The following is a 23,648-nucleotide window of genomic DNA, read 5'->3' as shown; positions in this document are numbered from 1 at the left end:
ATGACTTTTCACACTTTTACAGAACAAAATTTACGTCAATTTACGGAAAGGGTATTCCTGAAAATGGGATGTCCCGAAGCGGATGCACAATTGGCAGCAGATGTTTTGCTGAAATCCGACTTGCGGGGAATAGACTCTCATGGGGTAGCCAGGTTAAGCGGCTATGTCAGATTATGGGAGAAAGAGCGCATCAATGCTACACCAAATGTGCGTGTGGTTCATGAAACACCAACAACTGCTACTGTTGATGGTGATGCCGGATTAGGTCTTGTTGTTGCTCCTTTTGCCATGAAAATCGCTATTGAAAAGGCAAAGATTTATGGCAGTGGTTGGGTAGCGGTTAAAAATTCCAACCATTTTGGAATTGCCGGTTACCATGCTTTAATGGCGGTAGAACAAGATATGATCGGTGTGAGCATGACCAATGCCAGTCCGCTGGTTGCCCCTACCTATTCAAATGAAAGGTTATTGGGCACCAATCCGATGTGCTATGCTTTTCCTGCCGGAAAATACCCACCTGTAGTGGTAGATATGGCTACCGCAGCAGCGGCAAATGGAAAACTGGAGATCGCACAAAGAGCTGATCTGCCTGTTCCTGAAGGCTGGGTACAGGATAAAGATGGAAATTCTTCTACAAATCCGCATCAATTGAAAGATGGTGGTTCTCTTTTACCTTTAGGTAGCGATAAAGACCATGGTAGTCATAAAGGTTATGGCTTAAGTGCGACAGTAGATATATTATCAGCAGTGCTTTCAGGAGCAAATTACGGCCCCTGGGTCCCTCCTTTTGTAGCTTTCCTGGAACCTTCTGCAAACCCTGTCGGCGAAGGTCTGGGGCATTTCTTTGGTGCGATGAGGATTGATGGCTTCCGTCCAGCGGAAGACTTTAAAAACCATTTAGACAATTGGATTGAGAGATTTCAGTCGGCCAGTACGATAGATCCCGATAAAAAAGTGATCATTCCAGGTGAACCGGAATATGCTTTTGAGCAGGAAAGAAAAGTTAAAGGGATTCCAATCATCGATGTGGTGGTAAATGACCTGAATGAACTGGCTAAAAAATTAGGAATAACAGGTCTTTAATCCCTGTTATTCTTTTACAACCGGGGAGCTTCCTTACAAGGTGGCTCCTATTTTAAAACCAGCGTTTCATCACCTTTCCTATAAGGTAAAAAGACCATCACCATCGTCATCATTTCATCGGTTGATTTCATGTCTTTAGCAGAGAAAACCATTTTTGGTGGATTATTTGGGTTGTTGGGATTTTCTTTAGTATTGTCATAAGTCCCCTCAATAGTGAGCACAGAGCCCTTAGGAATTTTCACCAATTGTTTAAATCTATAAATCTCCTGCCATTTAAAGTCCCAGGAAGGAATAGAAACCAGCTTAATGGTATCTCCCGCGGGTGTGATGGCATAAGCTTTAAAATCTTTCCCTAACAGGTGCATGTGTGGCCAGACATATAACAGAGACTGGTCCTCAGGTGTAGTAATTTTCAGGTTGAACTTCCTGATGGATTCCGCAGGAATCATGAAATAAGGTTCAATAGATTTCTCTCCTATCCCACCAGACCCTAAACTAATCACACTCACCTTTCTGTTTACAGGCGTTTTTTTATAAAAGAAGTTAATTCCTGAAATATCTTCCAGATCTACTGCAGAAGGTGCATAATGTATAGTCAATAAGATCACCCCTCTTTTGGGCATTACCCAACCCATATCATTAGGGTAAGATTCATAAGAAGTCCCGGGAATCCAGCCACCATAATAGGTCATCGTTTTTTTAAACGGAAAATACATCGCGTACTTTGTACGGTCGTCATCGGTTAAATTCAGGTAATCATCACCTTGATTGATGTCTATACCTTCTTCTACCGGATGGATCGCAAAATTGGCGTGATGAATTATCTTTTTATTACTGGATTCAAATTCTATGGCTTCAACATTTTCCATTTGCCCTTGTTCAAAAGGAATTTTGAACACAATAAAACGTTCTTTATTATCGCCTTTAACTAAAAAAGGCTTTTTCATTTTAATGGTATAGTCTGGCTTTCTATTAAATTGCGTTGTAGTCGTATTTAACTTCATTGCAGCGATCTGCCCTTTTTCGGGTTTTCCTTCCGGAGCTTTTTGATCTACCCATTGCGCGATTAACTGCTTTTCAGCATTAGAAAGCGATCGGTTATTATGAAAATCCCTGTAATTATCATCAGGCTTCCATGGAGGCATATATCCTGACTGTGTTACTTTCTTTATAAAACCAGCTCTTTTTGCGACATCTTCATAGGTAAGCAGCGAGAATGGAGCTGCCTCACCTGGCTTGTGACAAGGCGCACATTTGGTCATAATGATGGGTGCAATATGCTGATAAAAGGTTACCTTCTGTGCAGAAACAGCGCTGCTGAAAAGGAGAAAAATGAAAATAAGTGGTGAATTTCTCATTGAAATATTTTGGTAATCCGGTCAGGTTTTATTGTTATTAAAGATGCACTATCCAGGCTTTATTTTATCATTAAAGTTTTGGCATTACAAGTCATTGATCAAACAGCCTACGGGTTTTGTTTCTTTGTAAGGGCTGATTTTATTGGCATTGAGTTCCGTTAATGCGTCTTCTAAATAATGTTCATTGATGATCTGACGTTTTTGTCCCAGGCTCACGGCCCAGTTATCAATCAGACCTCTGTATGGAACAGCTCCCATGCGGTCAATAACCACCGCTTCCGGTGTAGTGGTCGCATGAATATACTGTGTCAGACTCTTGTTCTTATCGATTAAAACAGGAAAATTAACTTTATACTTCCTGACAAATTCTGCCAGTTCTGCTGTGCTATATGCCTTTCCAGGCACAAGCCCGTAAAAAAGAATTTTAGGGAACTTCAACTTAAGTTTAGCGATGGTAGCCACGTAATTCTGACACAATGGACATTCCGGAGACAACATCACCAGCACAGTTGGCTGGTCAGAAACCAGGCTTGAATTTTTCCCTGCGGTATTCATCAAATGAAAAGCAGACAATTTAGACCAGGAAAATATTTTGGGCTTTAGTATACCAGATACGCTAATCCCGGATACCATAAATGCTCCGGCGCATACTAAAAGTAACATCATCAATTTACGACATTTCATATCCTACCTATAAAAAGAACTCCAGCTGTATGCTGGAGTTCTTTAAATTTAAAAATTATTTTTTATCCCACCATACACGTCCGAAAGGATCATTCGGTCCTGATCCGAAATCAGGATTAGTTGCCATTTCAGCTAATGCTGATTGTTGATGACCGAAATTCAGGTTTGAGCTAGGCAATATAGTGATACCCGCTCTTCTGATTAATTTCAGTTCAGCACCATTGGCAGTCAGTGGAGACCAGGCCAATACAGAAGTGGTGTTCGGGAATCCCGTACGTTTCCACCAGGCCCATGCTTCTAATGGCTGTCTGAAAAAATCAAGGTAAGCCTGAACTGCAATTTGCTCCTGCGCTTTTGAGGCATCAAACTGAACTCCCGGAGCTGCATAATAGCTATCAATATCAGCAGTTTTCACCGCTTCAAATCCAGTAACCTGAGCTGCTATTGCGCGTTGGCTATAGAACTCAACGGAAGCATATACTCCTTTTTTGTACCAATCTTCTGCCACATCAGTAGTGATTCCTCTTGCGGAAAGATCAGCACGCATAAAACAGTATTCAGCATAAGTAATTAAAGGGAAGAAACCAACACCTTTTCCTGCACCAAAACCATCACCTTCATCAAAATTTGGCGTAAACAGACGGTGTTGCAATTGCGACAGGTTATCTATTGAAGTGTAAAGTGGTGCATTTTGAGGAAGTTTAGCTTCATCCGGACTAGGGAAACTCCCTACGTAATTACCCGCTTTATTTGGTCTGTAATAAATTTTTAACCTTGGGTCATTTTTAGCGGCCATGAAATCAAGAACAGGTTTACCAGCAACAAAAGAGCTTGGATTCCAGTTACTTCCTGCATCAGCATAGCTTGGTCCTACTTTCATCATCCATGAATCAGCAACACCAGACATTTGTGTATTGTCTGCGATAACTTCAGTAGCAATAGATTTTAATTTTGCCGGATCAACCTTGATCAAACGAAGTGCTACTTTCAGACGAAGCGCATTGGCTGCTTTTGCCCACATTAACGGATCGCCATTAAACATCGGATCATTACCACCTAAGCCAATCTGACCTGCTGCAGGCGCCTTCAATGCGGCTACTGAGCTTTTCAATTGAGTATCTACCAAACTGAAGATCTCGCTTTGAGTATCATACTTTGGCGTTAATGTTCCCTGATATCTAGCTTGAAAAGCCTCAGAATAAGGAATACTACCATTAATATCACTTGTGTAGAAGGCATAATAAGAAAGCAGTACCTGCATAATCGCACGCATCTGGGTTCTACTTGCTTTTTCTGACTCGGGCATCGCATCGATAAGCTTCATACCATCAACCAGTGAAGCCCCTACGTTACTATAAAAATTACCGTAACGGGTATTAAACTGCGCTCCTACGTTGTTGAAGTTTAAACCATTTCCTGTTGAAAGTGTGGTATACTGCATCCAAAGATTAGTTGCACGATACACATCAGCAAAGTACTCAAAATCATTTGGCACACTGGTAGATGCTTTCAAAAACTGATCTTCCGGGTTGATCGTATATAGGGTTTCCGGATCTAAATTTGCTTTTACAAAGCTCTCTTTCTTACATGACACCCCTAATATCATGGCTACAAATAGTAATGAAAGATATTTTGTGTTTCTCTTTATATTCTTCATGTCAATATTTTTTATACAATTAAAATGCTGCTTTAATGTTAAATCCGAAGCTCCTTACATAAGGCCAGCCACCATATTCTGCGAAGGCACCAGCTCTATTACTGAATACGCCTTCCGGGTTAACTCCATCTTTAGCAGTTTTATATAAATAACCCAGATTTCTTCCTGTTAAAGTAAAACGAAGGCTATTGATTTTTAAGTTATTCAGGAACTTTTTAGGTAAAGAGTATCCAACAGATACCTCTCTCAATGCTACCCATGAGTTTTCGAATACAGAATATTCACGGATACCACTAGACCACTGACTTAAGTTTTCATAATAAGCATAAGCAGGTATTACAGGTAATAAGCCTTGTGCAACTGCATCAGCATAAGTCATACCGCCTAAATCTACAGTGACACCAGCTCCATTTTTTGCAGTAAGACCATCATTTAATACCCCGTCAGGGATAATTCCATCATGTTTAACAACACCTTGTGCATCTGTATAGGTAATTCCTCCGTTAGCTTCATCACGACCAAATAGTGAATTCGCCAATGAACCATTTGCAGAACCATACTGGTGTGTTCCTGATGCCATTAATCCACCGATTTTAGCATCAACCTGTACACTTAAGCTGAAATCTTTGTAATTAAAGCTTTGCGTAGTACTGGCCAGGAAATCTTCCATCATCGATCCCAATTCTTTCTTCTGTTTATTGTAGTCTTCCAAACGAACAAAGCTGTAAAAACCACCTGTTGTTCCGTAACCAGTATTTCCTAATACCTTTTTACCATTGTTTGGATCGGCAATCGCGTTTCCATTGGCATCTTTCTTTTGATAATAAGAGAATGCAGAACCAGTGATCAGAGTACCATAAGCACCTCCAACTTTAGCTACAGAAACAATATCACTACCAAATGCATAATCCAATTCATAAGTATCTACACCTGAAGTCAGGGAAAGGATTTTATTTCTGTTGCGGGTAAAATTAATGGCAGAAGTCCAGTTGAAGTCTTTGCTTACAATTGGTTTTGCTGTCATTAAAATTTCAATTCCCTGATTCTGAATATCTCCTGCATTTACAGATTGAGAATTTGCACCAGATTCCATAGGAATAGCAAGACTAAGGATCTGATTATATGAATTACGTTTGTAATAAGCGATATCGAAGGAAAGGCGATCCTTAAAGAACCTCACATCGGTACCAATTTCCAATTCCTTGTTCAATTGATTTTTAAGGTTAGAATTTTTCAGGATTCGATCAGAGAAACCAAACACAGATTGATTTCCACCAGCTGCATTATTGAATGACCCTGTTAATTTATAGTAGCCCTCTCTGTTGGTAATCTGCGGATCCGCAGATAAACCTGTATAAGAGTAGGCAGCTCTCAATTTACCGAATGACAGTACAGACTCTTTGTCTTTGAACATAGGTAGCTCAGTAAATGTCCATGCTGCACCAACGCTTGGATAGAAATAGCTGTAATTTCCAGTTCCATCTCTATAGGTTAAGGCAGAAGACCAGTCGTTACGAAGACTATAATTCAACGTCAACATATCTTTCCATGTGAAATCACCATACGCATAAATTGCATCTGTTCGCTCTCCAGGCATAGGATATGCCTTGGTAACCGCTGGATTAAGCGAATTTGAAATTGCATATACATCAGGTACTTTCAATCCACCATCTGTATAAGAAGAATTAAAAAAGCCTGAATTATTTACGTTTAGACGGTAAGTTTCTCCCCCGGCCGCAAACGAAGCCACAAGATCATCAGTAATGTTTCTACTACCGGTTAATAAACCTTGTACGCGGTAAGCCTTGTTGCTTGCCTGATCAATTTGGTAATCACCACCAGCAAAAGCAACTCTTGCACCTCTGTTTTTACGCTCATATTGAGTATTATAGGTATTCGTATTTGCTTTGATCAAGGCATTTAACCATGGTGTAAGCTTGATGTTAAAATCAATATTTGCCAATAGGTTGTTCTCTTTTTGAGTACGATTGTCTTCAAAGAAACTATAAGCCCAGCTTCCTAAACGATAAGGGTCATAAACATCCGGATCTTTAGAACTTAATGCGCCACCAGCTGGATTAATATAATTTTTAGTATAATAATCAATATCAGCATTACGAGGCATATAATAAGTAAAAGCAAACAACGGGTTATTTCTACTCCCTTGTCTACCCGGATTTTTTGAATCTGACATCGTATAGTTAACACTTACATCAACAGAAATCGCTTTAGAAATCTTTTGAGTTGCTCTTAAGGCGAAAGTATTTCTGTCAAACTCATTATTAGGAAGAATACTTGGATTTTTCAGGTTGGTATAAGCCAAACGGAATGTAGTATTCTCGCTTCCGCCTTCAACTGAAACATTGGTATTGATAAATTTACCTAATCTGAAGAAATCCAGGGGATCGTTAGCTTTCCATGGTGTCATTCTTCCATTCAGGTCTTTTACCATATGGCCATCAAATTTCGGCCCGAATGAGTAACCTCCTTTATTGATATTCGCAATATCTTCCACTACATCAACACCATTGGCATCCTTTTGAAAGTATGGAAGAATACCACCTCCATAGTCATTTTGAAAATCTACCAATTTATAAGCCTGATCAAATGAAGTAGTTTGAGAAACACTAATTCCCAATCCATCCGTTTTACGGCCTTTCTTAGTGGTGATTAACAAAACTCCATTTAATGCTCTTGATCCATAAAGAGAAGATGCTGCAGCTCCTTTTAAAACAGAAACACTCTCATAATCATCTGAATTCAGATTTTTCATGATATTTCCAAAATCGGCATTGTCACCCCATGAATCTGCCCCGGTAGTTCCTGCTAGTACTAAAACCCCATCAATCACAACCAACGGTTGTGTATTTTTACCTAAAGAGGAGTTACCACGGATTCTGATCCTGGAAGAAGACTGCGGTCCACTAGCTCCCTGATTGATCATTACCCCGGCTACTTTACCTTGTAAGGCATTCACGACATTGGAACTGTTTGCCCTGGCAAGCTCCTCACCCTTCACTTCGGTTACAGAAGAGCTTAGTTTCCTGGTACTTGTTTTTGTACCGAATCCAGTGACAACGACCTCACTGAGTCCTTTAGAATCGTCTTGCATCGTTACGTTTATAGTCGTATTCTGCCCTACGGTTACCTCCTGCTTCAGCAGGCCAATAGAAGAAAATACAAGTACGGTACCCGGTTTTGCAGCAATTGAAAACCTTCCATTTCCATCTGTCGCCGTCCCATTCTTTGTGCCTTTTTCGGTAACGTTAACACCAGGGATAGGCTGCCCTGATTTCTCGGTTACCGTTCCGGTAATCCTCTGCTGTGCATAAGCCGTAATTGTTATTACACTCAATAACAAAACGGCCATACACCTTAAGTACATCTGTTTCATCTTTTAAAGGTTTAGTTATTAAAATTTAGGTTAATTGCTTGGTTATTTCTCCTGAAGTCCTTTTAGTTCTTTTTAAACGAATTAAAAGGGTTTAGCTATTTTATTAAAATAAATATTATTCTTATACATTAATTAAAGTTGCAATTCTCAACAACAAGGGTTGCCGCTCCGAGGAGCGCGGAATCTATCATCAGCTCAGAAACCTTTATATCGGTATGTTCTGATAACATCGGAATACAAAACTCATTTATTGCTTGTTGAATTGGTGCCATCAGGATCTTTCCTGCGCTAGCCCCTCTTCCACTTAAGACGATTAATTTAGGATTGGTAATGTGTATTAAAGTGGCAATCCCTTTTCCGATCAGGAAGGCGGCATCAGATAGAATCGAAACGGCGAGCGGGTCGCCGGCTTTTGCTGCATTAAGAAAATGATCTCCGGGCAATTTACTTTCATCCAGAAAAAGATGTTCCAGACTTGAATTTACTCCCTCCGCGATCCGGGATTTTGCACGTTCTACCAGTACCAGTAAAGATGTGTCTACTTCCAGGCAACCACGTTTTCCACAAGAACAAAGTTTATTACTCTGAGAAAGCGGGATATGGCTAAACTCCCCTGCATAACCGCTATGGCCTCTGAAAAGGCTGCCATTGATGACCATACCTAAGCCGATTCCCCAGCCAATATTCAGCACCATCACATCTTTTGTACCTTTGGCAACACCGAATTTCATTTCGGCAAGTGCAATAAGGCTGGAATCGTTGTCGATAAACACCGGTAAGTTTAATGCTTTAGCCAGGTGTTTTGTTAGATTACCATTTCCTGAAACTTTAAAAAAGGTGTGGTTAATACCTTCATGTGCATTGATGAATCCGGGCATTCCGATACCAACTCCCAGAATCTGATCCGGAGCAATTCCCGAACGGGAAATGTAATCTTTTAAGAAATCCAGTAGCACGGGTATACCTTCAGGCCCCCTGGTAAGATTAATCTTTAACTGTTCAGGTTCCATCGCAGCCTGGTTCAGCAAATCATACATGACTACCCTGGTGACCAACTGATCCATTGCCACTGCAACGATGTATCTTTGTTTTTCCTTATTCAATAAAAAGGTGAGTGCCCGACGACCTCCGGTAGATGGCGCTAAGCCATACTCCAGAACATAACCATCGCTTACCAAATCATTAATGGTACTCGTGATTAAAGGCAGGCTTTTACTAACGAGTTTACTTAACTCAGTCAGCGTTAACATTTTGTTGTAATACAAATGTTTGATAACTTCTTTACGAAGTTGGTGGTATTTTCTAATTGTGGCGTTCACGTTCAGTTATTTGGCTAATCAAACTTATAATAATTTTTCAAATAATTGGAATACTTTTTAAAATAATTTCTAAGTACCGAATCCTTTTATCTAAAAAACAAAAGAAACATTGCGTTTTTACGCCCTAATGAGGATAATATCAAAAAAATTATTCTGGTTCCCGATTAATCTATTTTGCTCTATCAGGAGCAAAAAGGTCTGGTTTCTACCTGGTACAGCAACCAATTTCAAAAAAAAAGCCCTGAAGATTTCAAAATCTTCAGGGCTTTCGCCTAAAATAGCAGGCTTATTTCTGGGCCCACCACAGCGGAGTTAACACTTCATCGACACCATTTAAAGCTTTCAATGCTTGCTCATATCCTTTAGCATTAGTATCTCTTAAACCAGAAGGATACCTTAAACGCTGAGGGAAAAACTTCACATTGCTTTCCATATAATTGCTCTTATTTAATGCCGGCAAATTAGGCAATACGATTTCTATTGCCGGATTTTCAAAGAAAGGCAACCCTAAACGTCTTTGATCATTCCATGCTTCCAATGGTAGCCATGGTGTCTGCGCAATAAATTTCTGTGTAATGATTTTTGTCAGGCGGTCATTTTTAACTGTACCTTTTTTATAAAGATCATTTTTAGGATACAATACCGTTGCCACACCTGCAACATCTGTATATCCATCTTTATAATTCATTTCATGACTACTGTTTGGCTCTGTGATGTGATCCCAGCTCACAGAAGTACCTACCCTGTTAAAGTCTTCAGAAGTTAAATAGGTAGCTAAACCTTCAGCTTCCCAATAAGCAAAACTGGATTTAATCCCTGCTTCATAAGCTGCTTTACCGGAAACAGGCGTTACCCATCCACGTTCTGCGGCTTCTGCCAATAGGAAATACGTTTCCCATGGGGCGAAGAAAACACGCTTATTAGTACTCAATCTGAATTTACTGGACAAGCGAGGCATAGTACCAGCATAAGCACGAAGCTCATTTTTAGTTCCTTTAGCACCCCAATCACCAGTATTGGAAGCATTCCAGTTAAATTTAGCGTCAATTATTTTAACTACGTTATTATCCTTATCATTCAGTTTTCTAACCGTAGTAATTGCATCTTTCTGAGCTATTGGAAAGAAACTAAAATTTGGATTTTCGAAATCACCAGGAATAATAAATGTCTTATAAGCCCGGGGATCGATCGTCTCCGGCAAACCATCAAACCAATATCCGGCAGAGGGATTATTAGTCATAGAGGTAAAATGATCGTCGAGTTTTAAACCCAGCCAATTGGCTGGTTTAATGAATGGTAAAAACTTTGGATCCAGCTGATCTGCGGATTTTACACCTCCAAGACCAAGATAGATATTATTTAAAGTAGCAGAAATATACTGCGCATTTCCGTCTCTACTCATCACACCGGTCAGGTTATCCCATCCTGGTCTCTCCTGCACCTCAAAGGTTTCTGCTTTTTCGGAAATAAAATTACTTCCTGCAGCAGCGGCTTCAAACTCAGTTTTAGCTTTAGCGGGGTCAACTTCTGATAGTCTCATCGCCAAACGCATACGCATCGAATTTGCATACCTGATCCAGTTTGCATAATTGTATTGATAAGCAGGATCCAGTTTTTTCAAGGCATCTGTATTTACGACAGATACATCTATTTTAGAAGTTGCATCCTTCAATTCCTCCAGCAGGTAATAATAAACATCTTTAACGTTATTATAATCCGGATTTGTGCTTTGAAAGGCAAGAACAGGGATAGGGCCAAAATTATCTGACATTTCACTCATCAGATAAGCGCGCCAGATCCTTGCCACCTGTGCCACATTATTTGTGTAAGGAGCGTCTGTACCTGAAGCCTTTTTATCAGCTGCAATCGAAATTGCCGTATTTGCACTGTTCAACCAACCAGATACCTGGTTAAAATAGATCGTTGTGAACGTATCATCATAGGTTGCGGAATAAAAACTACCGTTACTATGTTGGTGACCGGCAGTTTTCCAGTACAGGACAAAGGCTCTTTCCGCTACTTCCGGATTTTGTTGAGCACCGATAATGGAGTTGTTCAGGAAATATTCCGGCTGCACCTGATCGCCGCTAGCGGCTACAGGATTCACATTCACTTCGTCGAATTTTTTACATGATGTCAGCAACAAAGAGGTTGCGAGTAGCGTACATGCGGTTTTTATAATTAATTTCATTAGAATCTCTTTTAAATAAGGAATGTCCTCAGGTTAATAAATTTAGAAGCCCAGTGTCAGGTTAAATAAGAAAGTACGGGTAGTTGGCGCACTGAAGTTTTCAAAACCAGTAGCATTGTTACCAGTAGCGTATACTGACTCCGGATCAAGACCATGCATATCCCCATAGATCAACCAAACGTTATTAGCTGAAATACCGATTTTAGCTTTCTGCAATGGTGTTTTAGCTAAGAATTTACGTGGCAAATCGTAGCTCAACTGTACATTTCTCAATCTCACATTAGTAGCATCATAGATGTTTTCCTCAGATATCCCAAGGTTACCATAGCTATGTACTTTTGCCCAATATCTTTCAGGAGTAACGGAAGTCGTATTCTGAACGTACTTACCACCATTTAAGATCACACCATTCACTACCATTTGATCTCTTAAACCATTAGGAGCCGTGATACTTGCGTTACCATTCTCTTGTAGACCAGCATTGGTACCCGAGAAAATTTGTCCGCCAAAGCGAGCATCTACTAAGAAAGAGAAACCAATTCCTTTATAAGAGAAGCTGTTGGTGAAACCCAAAAGACCAGTAGCCTGCTGATTTCCTAATCTTGCATTTTGTTCCCCTCTTTGTGGTAAACCATTACCATCTAAGATAAGCTGACCATTAAATTCGCTGTTAGGATCTTCTACTCTCAGGTATTTACTACCATATATTTCACCGTATTTTCTTCCGGCAACACCCAATACACGAAGGTCATCATAACCACCTAAAGGATATTGACTGATTTCACTATTCAATGAATTAATCTTGTTGTTGTTGGTTGAGAAATTGACCATCATATTCCAATTTAATGAATTAGGATCTGACAGTATTTTCGCATCTACCATTGCTTCAAAACCTGTGTTCTGGATATCGCCGGCATTGATTTTTTTACTTTCGTAACCACTCAGGGGATCCATTGGGATATTCAGTAATTGTCTGGTGGCATTTGATTTATAATAAGCGATATCGAAACCAAATTTACCCTCGAAGAACCTCATTTCGGCACCTACTTCAAATGCTTTAATCAGCTCACTTCTAACTGAAGGATCATACAAAACCTTATCTCTACCTGCGATAGGATTTCCGTTCGGATCTTTACCTACCACATAGGTATTATACAATTGATAAGCAGGAAGGTCATTACCAACTTCCGCATAAGAAGCCCTTACTTTACCATAGCTGATCCATGAAGGCAGGGTACCACCAATTTTGGTAATCATATCTGAAAACACGAATGAAGTACTGATAGAAGGATAGAAATAAGAGCGGTTTGCACTACTCAAGGTAGAACTCCAATCATTTCTAAAGGTCATATCAAGGAACAGATACTGGTCCCAGTTTAGCTGACCGGATCCATAAACTGAATTGATTTGTTTCTTTCTAAAATCTTCTGATACCGATGGGAAACCCACACCGTTATTGATAGAGAAGAAATCAGGGATGATAAATTCTCCGGAGCTTGCACCAATTTCGGATTGTTTATTGCTCATGATGTTACCACCTAAAGTCAGTACACCACCTACTTTACTGAACAGATTATCTTTTTTAGCAGTAACTAAAGCACTAAAGTTAGTTTCGGTAAAAGTACGTTTTGAAAGGCTGTATCTTCCGTTTGTTGAACTTGGGCTACCTGCATATAATTTGCTATCAGAATTGGTGGTATAGATATCTGCTCCACCTTTAACTTCGGCTGTTAACCAGGCATTAGCCTGGTATTTCAGGGAGCCGTTCATTAAGAAACGATCTCTGATATCCTGGTTCAGGTTATATTGACGCGTCCAGTAAGGGTTAGATTGTGAACCACCACTATACCATAACATTTTCCCATCTGCATTCTTTGCTGCGCTAAAATCACGGATATCCATTGACCTTGGCAGGTTATAGATGGTAGAAAAAGCATTTTCGTTTCTTGAACCTAATAAGGGTCTGTTTTCTGCGTTGGTATTGTTGTATTGAACTTTTGTATCGGTCGTCCATTTGTCGTCTTTACCAAATTTACTAACGGCTCTGGCCATTAAATTTGTTCTGGTTAGTTTTACGCCAGGGATCACACTTCTATCGTCTGCACGATTTAAAGAGGTATAAATAGAAGTTCCTTTATATTGTTGCTGAAAGGAAATGCCATTATTTAAAGACACACCGTTCTGGAAATAATTGCCAACGTTATCAAAGCTTTGCAAAGGAACATCCTGTCCATTCCATTTATTAACGATCTGGCCTTCGATTTTTGGTCCCCAGCTGGTGTTCAATTCCTTGTTAAAAAGACCATTTGCACCTTGTCCGTAAGTGTTTTGCAAATCCGGGCTAGCCAGAATACTTTCTATACCAACTGAAGATGTTACGGTAATACCCAGGCCATTTTGTAGTTTTCCTGATTTGGTGGTGATTAAGATCACCCCATTACCAGCTCTGGAGCCATAAAGTGCGGAAGCAGAAGGGCCTTTTAGCACCGACATACTTTCGATATCTTCCGGGTTGATATCTGATAAACCATTACCCATATCCAGACCTGGATTAGAGAAATCGTTATTTGCGGCACCGGTAAAATTATCCATTGGCACACCATCAACAACGATTAATGGCTGATTATTACCTGTCAAAGAGTTGTTACCCCTTAAAGTGATTTTAGAAGAACCACCAGGACCAGAACTGGAACGGGTAATCTGCAAACCTGCTACCTTACCGGAAAGCGCATTTACAAGGTTAGGTTCTCTGGCATTCACTAAAGATTCTCCTTTAATTTCCTGCATGGCATAACCCAGAGATTTTTTCTCTCTCTTAATACCAAGGGCAGTCACCACTACTTCATTTAATTTATTTGCTTCATCCTCAAGGATTACATTCAGATTGGTTGCAGTTCCAACAGTCAATTCTTTTGTGGTTAAACCAATAGAAGAGAAAACCAATACTGCACCAGACTTCACAGAAATACTATATTTACCATCTCCATTTGTAGAAGTTCCATTTTTAGTTCCCTTTTCTGTGACACTCACTCCCGGGATGGACTGGCCTGATTTTTCTGTTACCGTACCGGTAACCTTTTGCTGGGCATAAGCAGCTATTGTTATTACGTTCAATAACAAAACGGCCATACACCTCCTGTACATCTGCTTCATCTTATAAAGATTTAATTGTTAAAATTTAGGTTAATAGTTGTCAATATTATTATGTTAAAAGCTTTTAGCAATATTTCTAAAGTAAAAACGTTGCCACTTGGTTTTAGTTAAAATTACAGTTTTCAATAACGAGCGTTGCGGCGCCGAGCAGTCCGGAATCCATGTTCAAAGCGGACACTTTAATCTCCGTATGTTCTGCCAACCGTGGGATACAAAATTCGTGGATGGCCTGTTGAACCGGTGCTATCATAATTTCCCCTGCGATGGCTCCTCTGCCGCCCAGAACAATTAGTTCGGGGTTAATGATATGGATTAATGTGGACAGACCTTTTCCAATCAGAAAAGCCGCATCGGAAAGAATCGAAACTGCCAGGGGGTCCCCTGCTTTGGCTGCTTCCAGAAAATGATCTCCGTGGAGCTTACTTTCATCGGCAAAACGCTGTTGCAAACTTGAACTTACTCCACGTTTAATTTCCGATTTTGCCCTTTCTACCAATACCAATAAGGAAGTATCCACCTCCAGGCATCCCTGTTTTCCACAGGAACATAACTTATTACTTAAGGACAATGGGATATGGCTAAACTCTCCTGCATATCCGCTATGTCCTCTAAACAAGCTTCCATTGATGATCATACCTAAACCGATGCCCCAGCCGATATTAACCACCATCACATCGTTCAGCTTCTTACCTTCACCGAATTTCAATTCCGCCTGTGCAATCAGACTGGAATCATTGTCGATGAATACGGGCAAGCCCAGTTCTTTAGTCAGATGTTCCCTTAGACTTCCTTCTCCTGCTACTTTGAAAAAAGTATGATTGATTCCTTTTGCTGCATTTACAAAGCCTGGCATACCAATGCCGAGACCTAATATTTGCTCCAGTGGAACCCCGGATCTGAGGATGTAATCTTTTAGGAAGTCGATCAGGCTTGCGGTAAGTCCCGGATCATCATTGAGCGTGAATTGTAATATTTCAGATTCCACACGCTGCTCATTTAATAAATCATACATGGCAACCTGAGTAACCAGCTGATCCATCGCAACGGCGATGATAAATCTTTGTTTTTCTTTATTCAATAGAAAAGTAAGTGCTCTTCTACCACCTGTGGATGGTGCAAGCCCATATTCCAGAATATATCCATCTGCTACCAGGTTATTCACCACATTGGTAATTAAGGGCAGACTTTTATGGGTAAGTACGCTCAGCTCGGTAAGTGTTAACATCTTACTGTAATACAAGTGCTTAATCACATCTGTCCTTAACTGACGATATTTCTTAATACTAGCTGTCAAAGTTTATCATTTTATGGCTCAAACTTAAAATTTATTTGTCACAAAACAAGCATACTTTTTAAATTATTTTTAAAGTAAGAACATCTTACATTCAAATTACATAAAGATTCGAGCATTATATGTATAGAGATGGCTTCCAGGAAAGTGAAAAGCCCTGGCAAAAAAAAACGGCTGATGCAATGCATCAGCCGTCCCTCAAATCGATTATATGATTAGTTTATTCCTCTAAACAACCTACTCCATCTGATCTTATTTAAGAAAGATCCATGAGTATCATAGCTCATCCAGATGAACAATGCTTTTCCAACGATATGGTCTTCCGGTACAAACCCCCAGTAGCGGGAATCCGCAGACCTGTGGCGGTTATCGCCCATCATCCAGTAGTAATTCATTTTAAAAGTATAGCTATCCGCAGCAACGCCGTTGATCAACCAACCTTTACCTGATTTTTCCACTTTATTACCTTCATAAATGCGGATACTTCTTTCATAAAGTGGCATTGTTGCGCTATCAAGCTTAACTGTCCAACCTTTTTTAGGGATAATAATTGGTCCGAAATTATCTACATTCCAATCTCTGTTCTGATCAAAAGGGAAAATATCCGGATCTTTTTTGCCTGCAGGCTCCACCTGTTCCTGCACCGACTGTACAAAGTTCAGTTTGCGTACTTCGTCCATCATCTCTGCAGTACCTGTAAACTGATAGGTATTTTGATTCATGGCAGAAATTTCATCAGAAACATTAAAGCCAATATCTTCGAACACTTTGAAATTCACATCAGCAGTTTTAAAAACCACTTCATAAGAAATCTGTCCGGTATTCTTTAGTGGATCTGCTTTACCATTCAGGTAAACCAATCCACTTTTCATGCTGATCGTATCGCCGGCAATTGCGATACATCTTTTGATGTAATTTTCTCTTTTATCAACCGGGCGACTGATAATCGTAAACTGACTATTTACCTGTTTCCAACCCAGAGAACGTACCATCTGGTAGTAATCCTGATCCTGGTATTCTACAGCAACCGTATCTCCCTGGGGATAATTGAATACGACTACATCATTTCTTTTGATATCAGAAAGACCTGGTAACCTGCGGAAATCCCATTTTACACCTTCCCAATACGCTTTAGTACCAGTAATTGGCATCGTATGGTGGGCAAAAGGAAAAGCAACAGGCGTCATAGGAATTCTTGCGCCGTAATTCACTTTACTTACAAATAAGAAATCACCTACCAATAGTGAGCGCTCCATAGAAGCGGTAGGAATGGTGTATGCCTCAATAAAAAACACCCTGATAATGGTGGCTGCGATAACCGCAAATAAAACGGCATCGAACCATTCGCGGCTTTTAGTCTTTTTCTTACCTGGCTTGGCATCCTTATTCTTTTGCCAGAATTTCCAATTCATATTTTTCTATTTAAAATTAAATATATCGGCTATGTTATAAAAGCCTTGTTTATTTTGCAACCACTCCGCTGCAACTACAGCACCCAAAGCAAAACCAGCTCGGTTATGTGCGGTATGTTTTATCTCAATATCGTCCACTTCAGAACTATATACTACGGTATGTGTTCCCGGAACATGTTCAATGCGGTGCGACTCGATCAATACCTGGTCTTTTTTAATGACATCCTCAAAAGGACTACCCACCAGTTCATTTACCCACTCTTTCTTGCTGTCCAGCGCATCAATAATACCTTCTGCAATGGTCATGGCCGTTCCACTTGGTGAATCCAGTTTTTGAGTATGGTGAATTTCTTCCACCTGCACATCATAAGCAGGAAAATTGTTCATCACTTTTGCCAAAATCTGATTGATATGGAAGAAGATATTTACCCCTATACTGAAGTTTGATCCGTATAACAGCGTATTGTTACTGCTTAAGCACTCATTTTTCACTTCCTGTAATTGTCCGTACCAACCAGTAGAACCAACAACGATAGGTACATTGGCTGCAAAGCAAAGGTAAATATTAGCAATTGCCGCGTCTGGAACGCTAAAATCTATGGCTACATCAGCTTTTGACAAATTAGATACATTAAGCTCGTCCAGATTTGAAGAGTTAATTTTCAGGACCACTTCATGGCCTCTTTCCAAAGCAAAACGTTCAATAATCTGACCCATTTTACCATAACCCAATAGTGCTATTTTCATTTTCGTTGGTTCAATTAATAATTTTATAATGTTGTTAGCGGCAGTTTAAAAGCTGATGGCTACTTTAACACCTGGTGCAGGTAAAACTAATCCGTACATCGTATTGCCGCCAAATATCCCGTTGTTGTTCATCATGGTAGGTGTCACTTTAACAGACACATCACCTACATCAAAATATTTCAGTCTGGCATCCACATAAGCGTCTACGATATTCAAAAGATAAAGGCCCACAAAAGAGAAAAGGATCACATCTTTATTTCTTCTGTAAGTATCTTTTGCGGTGATCAGATTTGCATCGCTATAACCAGCATAATCCGGCTCTAGCTCCCCTGCCGGGAAAGCTGGATTGTTCGGGTTAGCAAGGTGTAATTGTTGCTTTTCCCGCTGTTGCAATTCTGTCAGAAAGATGTGGTAATATTTATTGTTGTCTATATAAGAGATCGTCAGCAAAGCTGCACCGGTATAGATTCCGGCTACTTTTAATCCACGATAAAGGTTAAAACCACTTCTGATCTGACCCAGACCGGGTAAAATCGCAGAGCGGATCATTGCCTGTCTACCGGCAATTTTACCAGGATTTACATATTTCGGTTTTAAGGTATCAACTTTATTTTGAACCGGTTTTACAACGGCGCTGTCTTGTTTAATGGGAGTAACTTCCTGCGCATTGGCTGCGATGGAAGCGACAAACAATAATCCAGACAATAGAAAAGCCTTTGACATTACCAATCTAATAATTCTAAAATCCTGCTCAGGTCATCTTCCGACATGAAAGGGATTTCAATTGCACCTTTACCGTTCTCTCCCACTTTGAGTTTCACTTTTGTAGAAAACTTTGTAGCGAGGTCTTTCTGTAATTTCTGGTATTCAAAAGACACGCCATTTGGTTGTTTCGAATGTTTAGCGGCAATATCTAAACTGTTAATGCTCCTCACCAACTCTTCTACTTTCCTTACAGAAAGGCCTTTTTCAATAATCTCCCGATGAATAAAAAGTTGTTTTTCAACGTCTTCTACATTGATCAGGGCACGGGCATGCCCCATAGATATTTTCTGATCTCTGATGGAAATCTGAATTGACGGAGGTAATTTCAGCAAACGAAGGTAATTGGTAACGGTAGTCCGGTTTTTCCCGACACGTTCACCCAGTTGGTCTTGTTTTAAGTTACATTCTTCGAGCATCCTCTGGAAAGACAGTGCGATTTCAATGGCATTCAGGTTTTCACGTTGAATATTTTCAATCAATGCCATTTCCAGCATTTGCTGATCATTGGCATTGCGCACATAGGCCGGGATTTCCGTCAGGCCGGCAAGCTTTGAAGCCCTCAACCTACGCTCACCAGAAATCAACTGGAATCTGTTTCCAGGTTGTTTTCTAACGGTAATTGGCTGAATCAAACCCTGCACTTTAATCGACTCAGAAAGTTCAATTAAAGCAACCTGATCAAATTCCGTACGCGGCTGATAAGGATTGGTATCAATATCACTGATTTTGACGTGCCCAATAGCACTGTTATTGCTATTTTCCTGCCTGTTTTCACTTACAGGATTGACTCCGTTTTTCGGTGGATTCACCGAATCGCTGTCATCTAAAAGCGCACTTAATCCTTTACCTAAACCTGTTTTTCGCTGAAAAGATGTCATTAAAATAGTTTTATATAATTGCTTTATTTACATCCTGCACTTCCGTCACCAATCCGTTTTTACGAACGATTTCGCGTGCCAGGTTCAAATAGTTGATCGCCCCTTTACAGTTGGCATCGTGCATGATCACAGATATGCCATAACTAGGCGCCTCACTCAGGCGTGTATTTCTTTGAATAATGGTTTCAAAAACTAAATCCTGGAAATGTGTTCTTACTTCTTCTACTACCTGGTTCGACAAGCGTAAACGCACATCATACATCGTCAGTAAAATTCCTTCTATTTCCAATTCCGGATTTAAGCGGTTTTGAACAATCTTAATGGTGTTCAGTAACTTACCTAAGCCTTCCAATGCAAAATATTCACATTGAACCGGGATAATTACCGAATCCGCAGCAGTCAATGCATTGATGGTAATCAAACCTAAAGAGGGAGAACAATCTACAATAATGAAATCATACTGATCCTTCACCTTCTCCAACACTGCCTTCATTTTATACTCTCTGTTGTTGAGGTTGATCATCTCAATTTCCGCACCTACCAGGTCGATATGTGCAGGGAGCAAATCTAAATTAGGGGTTTCTGTTTTTTGAATGGCATCCATCGGTTCGATATCATTGATGATACACTCGTAGATGCTATTTTTAATACTTCTTGGGTCAAAACCGATACCTGAGGTTGAGTTAGCCTGTGGATCTGCGTCAACCAATAAAGTTCTGTATTCCAGGACGGCTAAACTTGCGGCTAAGTTTATAGATGAAGTCGTTTTACCTACACCACCTTTTTGATTTGCCAATGCAATAATTTTACTCATTTATCTTTTTAATAATTACCAATTATTTACTGAAGGCTTTCTGTTACCTGATTTAAATCTATAAAAAATGCTATTTTTGTATTGATTTAGGCACATTTTAACGATTAGCTAAGATACAAACAATTTGACACTTACTGCATAGCACCAATATAGTGTTTTACACATCTTATTAACAATTTTTTACATGATAACCATCATATCGGGAACAAACAGACCTGGAAGTAATACGCTGAAAGTATCAAAATATTATCAAAAAGTCCTGGCAGAAAAAGGATTAGAAACCCAACTCTTCAGTCTGGAACAGCTACCAGACAATTTGATTGCTTCAGATTTGTATGGAAAGAGAAGTCCGGAGTTTGAACCGATCCAGGAAATGATGACCAAAACCAGCAAATTCCTGTTCGTAATCCCGGAATACAATGGCAGTTTCCCGGGGGTATTAAAAACCTTCATAGATGCCTGTCAGTTTCCAGACAGTTTCTACGATAAAAAGGCCGCTTTAGTAGGCATATCTTCCGGAAAATATGGCAATATCAGAGGCATTGACCATTTCGGCGGAGTATGTAGTTACCTCCACTTACATGTACTCCCATTAAGGATTCATATTTCGATTATCAAAACCGAGTTAAATGAGCTGGATGAGTTTTTCAAGGAAGACACCTTAAAATTCAGCAACCAGCAAATGGATAAATTTATCGCGTTTTAACCAGATTATACCCCGAAGCTGCTCCAGCTTTTACCTTCATTTCCAAAAACGAAGTATCCCGGATAGAGCATTTCTGCGATATCTTCCAGCAAGCTCACCAATTCTTCGGGATCAGAAGCTGCCGCAGCCTGATCGTCTAAAAGATAAACCCTGTTGTATTCTACAGCGGGCCATTCTTTCTGGAGCAAGGAAGGCACAACGCCCATCATTTCCAGCATACTTGTATCCTTTTCTACGTAGATGATCACCCTTGCCTGATTCATATCGGCTTGCAAAACACCACCAGCATCGTTAATTACACCTTCCAGATCACAGTTCAAATGATTTTCGGTATCCAGACAGGCGACAGATACCTTCTCCATAAATTTTATTTTATGCTGGACAAGATCCACACGCTCCTGAAGCATTTCATTTAACGCTTCATCTTCCACCTTATTTATAACTGCATTTAAAAAAGACATATTGATTTATTTATTACTTTGTGCAAAATTAGTATTCCTACACCGATGCATCGTATTATCTCCCATATTTTTTACGGATTATTACTGTTTCTCTTTGCAGCCTGTGGCAGAAAGGCTGATGATCCCAAAAAGAAAGTCTTCCACATGAACCTGGATCAGAACCTGACCTCTCTGGATCCCGCCTTTGCACGCAATCAAAACGCGCTTTGGATGGTGAACCAGATTTTCAATGGCCTGGTACAAATCGACAGCAACCTGAACACCCTACCCTGCATTGCGAAAAACTGGAAAATATCTGAAGATGGTTTAAACTATACTTTTCATTTGAGAAACGATGTTTTCTTCCATGACGATCCTATCTTTCCCGGCGGAAAAGGCAGAAAGGTAAAAGCCGATGATTTTGTCTACAGCTTTTACCGTTTAATTGACCCGAAAGTGGCCTCTTCGGGGAGCTGGATTTTTAGTGACAAAGTAAAAGACCAGCATAGTTTTATCGCCCTCAACGACTCCACTTTTCAAATTATCCTGACCAAACCTTTCCCTGCCTTTCTAAGTTTACTGACGGCACAATATGCCTCTGTAGTCCCGAAAGAAGTGGTAGAACATTACGGGAAGGACTTCCGCAGTCACCCGATAGGAACCGGCCCCTTTAAATTTAAGTACTGGAAGGAAGATGAAGTTCTGGTATTCCTGAAAAATGAAAAATACTGGGAAAAGGAGAATGGCCATCAATTGCCTTATCTCGACGCCGTAAAAGTTACGTTCATCAGCGACAAGCAAAGTGCTTTCATGAACTTCATCAAAAAGGACCTTGATTTTTTTGACAAGGTGGACGGGAGCTACCGCGATGACATCCTGACCAAGGGCGGAAAAATGACCCAAAAATACAAGGGAAAGTTTCAATTGATCAAAAGCCCTTACCTCTGTACAGAGTACCTCGGTTTCCTGGTAGACACGACTAAAAGCATTGCCAAAAACTCACCGGTAAAGTACTTAAAAGTACGACAGGCGATCAATTATGCCATAGACAAGCCCAAGCTGATTAAATATCTGAGGAACAGTATCGGCATTCCTGCTACTGCGGGTTTTGTGCCGGAAGGGATGCCAGGTTTCGACAGCACCGTGGTAAAAGGCTACCATTATGAGCCGGAAAAAGCAGCCAGATTATTGGCCGAAGCGGGCTTTCCTAATGGGAAAGGCATGCCACAGATCACCCTGAGTACTTCTACGACCTATAAAGACCTGATGGAATTTATACAAGGTGAGCTGAATGCGATTGGCATCAAAGTAAAAATCGACGCCAGTCCAAATGCCAGTTTAAGGGATATGATGTCAAAAAATGCCGTTAATTTTTTCAGGGGCTCCTGGATTGCCGATTATGGCGATGCCGAGAACTACCTGGCGGTATTTTACTCCAAAAATAAAGTACCCAACGGGCCCAACTATACCGGCTATTTCAACAAAGATTACGACCGCTTATTTGAGCGCAGTTATTATGAGAATGATCCGCAGAAAAGATATAAGCTTTATCAAAAGATGGACAGTATGGTGATGACTTATGCCAACATCGTACCGATACTTTATGATCAATCGTTGATCATGCTCCAAAATAACATCAGCGGATACCCTTTGAATCCATTGAACCTGATGATCTTAAAACACGTTAAAAAGCAATAAAAAAAAAAAAACCTTTCCATTTTTAGCGGAAAGGTCTTTTTCGGGGAGTAAGATTAAT

The 23,648-nt window shown here is 40.1% G+C and carries 17 protein-coding genes; 3 read left to right on the top strand and 14 right to left on the bottom strand.

What is annotated here, in order from left to right; genetic code table 11:
• The gene (locus OQX61_RS07330) at positions 1–1,083 is read left to right on the top strand and encodes an Ldh family oxidoreductase (RefSeq protein WP_265841001.1); all 1,083 of its coding nucleotides are present in this window, start codon (positions 1–3) and stop codon (positions 1,081–1,083) included.
• Positions 1,084–1,130: 47 nt separating this feature from the next.
• On the opposite strand, the gene OQX61_RS07325 is transcribed toward OQX61_RS07330, so the two are convergent.
• The 13 genes from OQX61_RS07325 to OQX61_RS07265 all read right to left on the bottom strand — a co-directional run bounded on the left by OQX61_RS07325 (position 1,131) and on the right by OQX61_RS07265 (position 20,746).
• On the bottom strand, positions 1,131–2,441 hold the full coding sequence (locus OQX61_RS07325; protein ID WP_265841000.1) for a cytochrome c: 1,311 nt from the start codon (positions 2,439–2,441) through the stop codon (positions 1,131–1,133).
• Positions 2,442–2,525: 84 nt separating this feature from the next.
• Complete coding sequence (locus OQX61_RS07320; protein WP_265840999.1) at positions 2,526–3,125, bottom strand: redoxin domain-containing protein; 600 nt, start codon at positions 3,123–3,125, stop codon at positions 2,526–2,528.
• 55 nt (positions 3,126–3,180) lie between these two features.
• On the bottom strand, positions 3,181–4,782 hold the full coding sequence (locus OQX61_RS07315; RefSeq protein WP_265840998.1) for a SusD/RagB family nutrient-binding outer membrane lipoprotein: 1,602 nt from the start codon (positions 4,780–4,782) through the stop codon (positions 3,181–3,183).
• Between the two features lie 19 nt (positions 4,783–4,801).
• Entirely contained in the window at positions 4,802–8,176 is a 3,375-nt protein-coding gene (locus OQX61_RS07310) for a SusC/RagA family TonB-linked outer membrane protein (RefSeq protein ID WP_265840997.1), read from the bottom strand.
• 128 nt (positions 8,177–8,304) lie between these two features.
• A complete protein-coding gene (locus OQX61_RS07305; RefSeq protein WP_265840996.1) occupies positions 8,305–9,495 on the bottom strand; it encodes an ROK family protein in 1,191 nt (396 codons plus the stop codon).
• A 286-nt stretch (positions 9,496–9,781) separates the two neighbouring features.
• Complete coding sequence (locus tag OQX61_RS07300; protein ID WP_265840995.1) at positions 9,782–11,686, bottom strand: SusD/RagB family nutrient-binding outer membrane lipoprotein; 1,905 nt, start codon at positions 11,684–11,686, stop codon at positions 9,782–9,784.
• Positions 11,687–11,728: 42 nt separating this feature from the next.
• Positions 11,729–14,839, bottom strand: a complete 3,111-nt coding sequence (locus tag OQX61_RS07295) for a SusC/RagA family TonB-linked outer membrane protein (RefSeq protein WP_265840994.1) — start codon at positions 14,837–14,839, stop codon at positions 11,729–11,731.
• Positions 14,840–14,942: 103 nt separating this feature from the next.
• Complete coding sequence (locus OQX61_RS07290) at positions 14,943–16,133, bottom strand: ROK family protein (protein ID WP_265840993.1); 1,191 nt, start codon at positions 16,131–16,133, stop codon at positions 14,943–14,945.
• A 212-nt stretch (positions 16,134–16,345) separates the two neighbouring features.
• Entirely contained in the window at positions 16,346–17,542 is a 1,197-nt protein-coding gene (gene lepB, locus OQX61_RS07285) for a signal peptidase I (protein WP_265840992.1), read from the bottom strand.
• A 6-nt stretch (positions 17,543–17,548) separates the two neighbouring features.
• Positions 17,549–18,289, bottom strand: coding sequence for a 4-hydroxy-tetrahydrodipicolinate reductase (gene dapB, locus OQX61_RS07280; RefSeq protein WP_265840991.1), 741 nt, complete (start codon positions 18,287–18,289; stop codon positions 17,549–17,551).
• Positions 18,290–18,334: 45 nt separating this feature from the next.
• Positions 18,335–19,012, bottom strand: coding sequence for a DUF5683 domain-containing protein (locus tag OQX61_RS07275; RefSeq protein ID WP_265840990.1), 678 nt, complete (start codon positions 19,010–19,012; stop codon positions 18,335–18,337).
• Positions 19,012–19,932 (bottom strand): ParB/RepB/Spo0J family partition protein, encoded by a 921-nt coding sequence (locus OQX61_RS07270; protein ID WP_265840989.1) that lies wholly within the window; start codon positions 19,930–19,932, stop codon positions 19,012–19,014. The genes OQX61_RS07275 and OQX61_RS07270 overlap by 1 nt, the downstream gene beginning before the upstream one ends.
• 10 nt (positions 19,933–19,942) lie before the next feature.
• A complete protein-coding gene (locus OQX61_RS07265) occupies positions 19,943–20,746 on the bottom strand; it encodes an AAA family ATPase (protein WP_062546947.1) in 804 nt (267 codons plus the stop codon).
• A gap of 184 nt (positions 20,747–20,930) precedes the next feature.
• Between OQX61_RS07265 and OQX61_RS07260 the strand changes: the two genes are divergently transcribed.
• Positions 20,931–21,452 carry an NAD(P)H-dependent oxidoreductase gene (locus OQX61_RS07260; RefSeq protein ID WP_265840988.1) on the top strand — a complete coding sequence of 174 codons (522 nt, stop codon included), beginning with the start codon at positions 20,931–20,933 and terminating at the stop codon, positions 21,450–21,452.
• Positions 21,453–21,457: 5 nt separating this feature from the next.
• On the opposite strand, the gene OQX61_RS07255 is transcribed toward OQX61_RS07260, so the two are convergent.
• Positions 21,458–21,913, bottom strand: a complete 456-nt coding sequence (locus OQX61_RS07255; RefSeq protein ID WP_265840987.1) for a hypothetical protein — start codon at positions 21,911–21,913, stop codon at positions 21,458–21,460.
• 18 nt (positions 21,914–21,931) lie between these two features.
• Here OQX61_RS07255 and OQX61_RS07250 point away from each other — a divergent pair, with 18 nt between their 5' ends.
• Positions 21,932–23,590, top strand: coding sequence for an ABC transporter substrate-binding protein (locus OQX61_RS07250; RefSeq protein ID WP_322973546.1), 1,659 nt, complete (start codon positions 21,932–21,934; stop codon positions 23,588–23,590).
• Positions 23,591–23,648: the final 58 nt, after the last annotated feature.

It is taken from the genome of Pedobacter sp. PLR (genome assembly GCF_026239675.1).
GTDB lineage: Bacteria > Bacteroidota > Bacteroidia > Sphingobacteriales > Sphingobacteriaceae > Pedobacter.
Note: the sequence above shows the minus strand (reverse complement) of the source record. Positions and strands in the feature narration are given on the sequence as shown.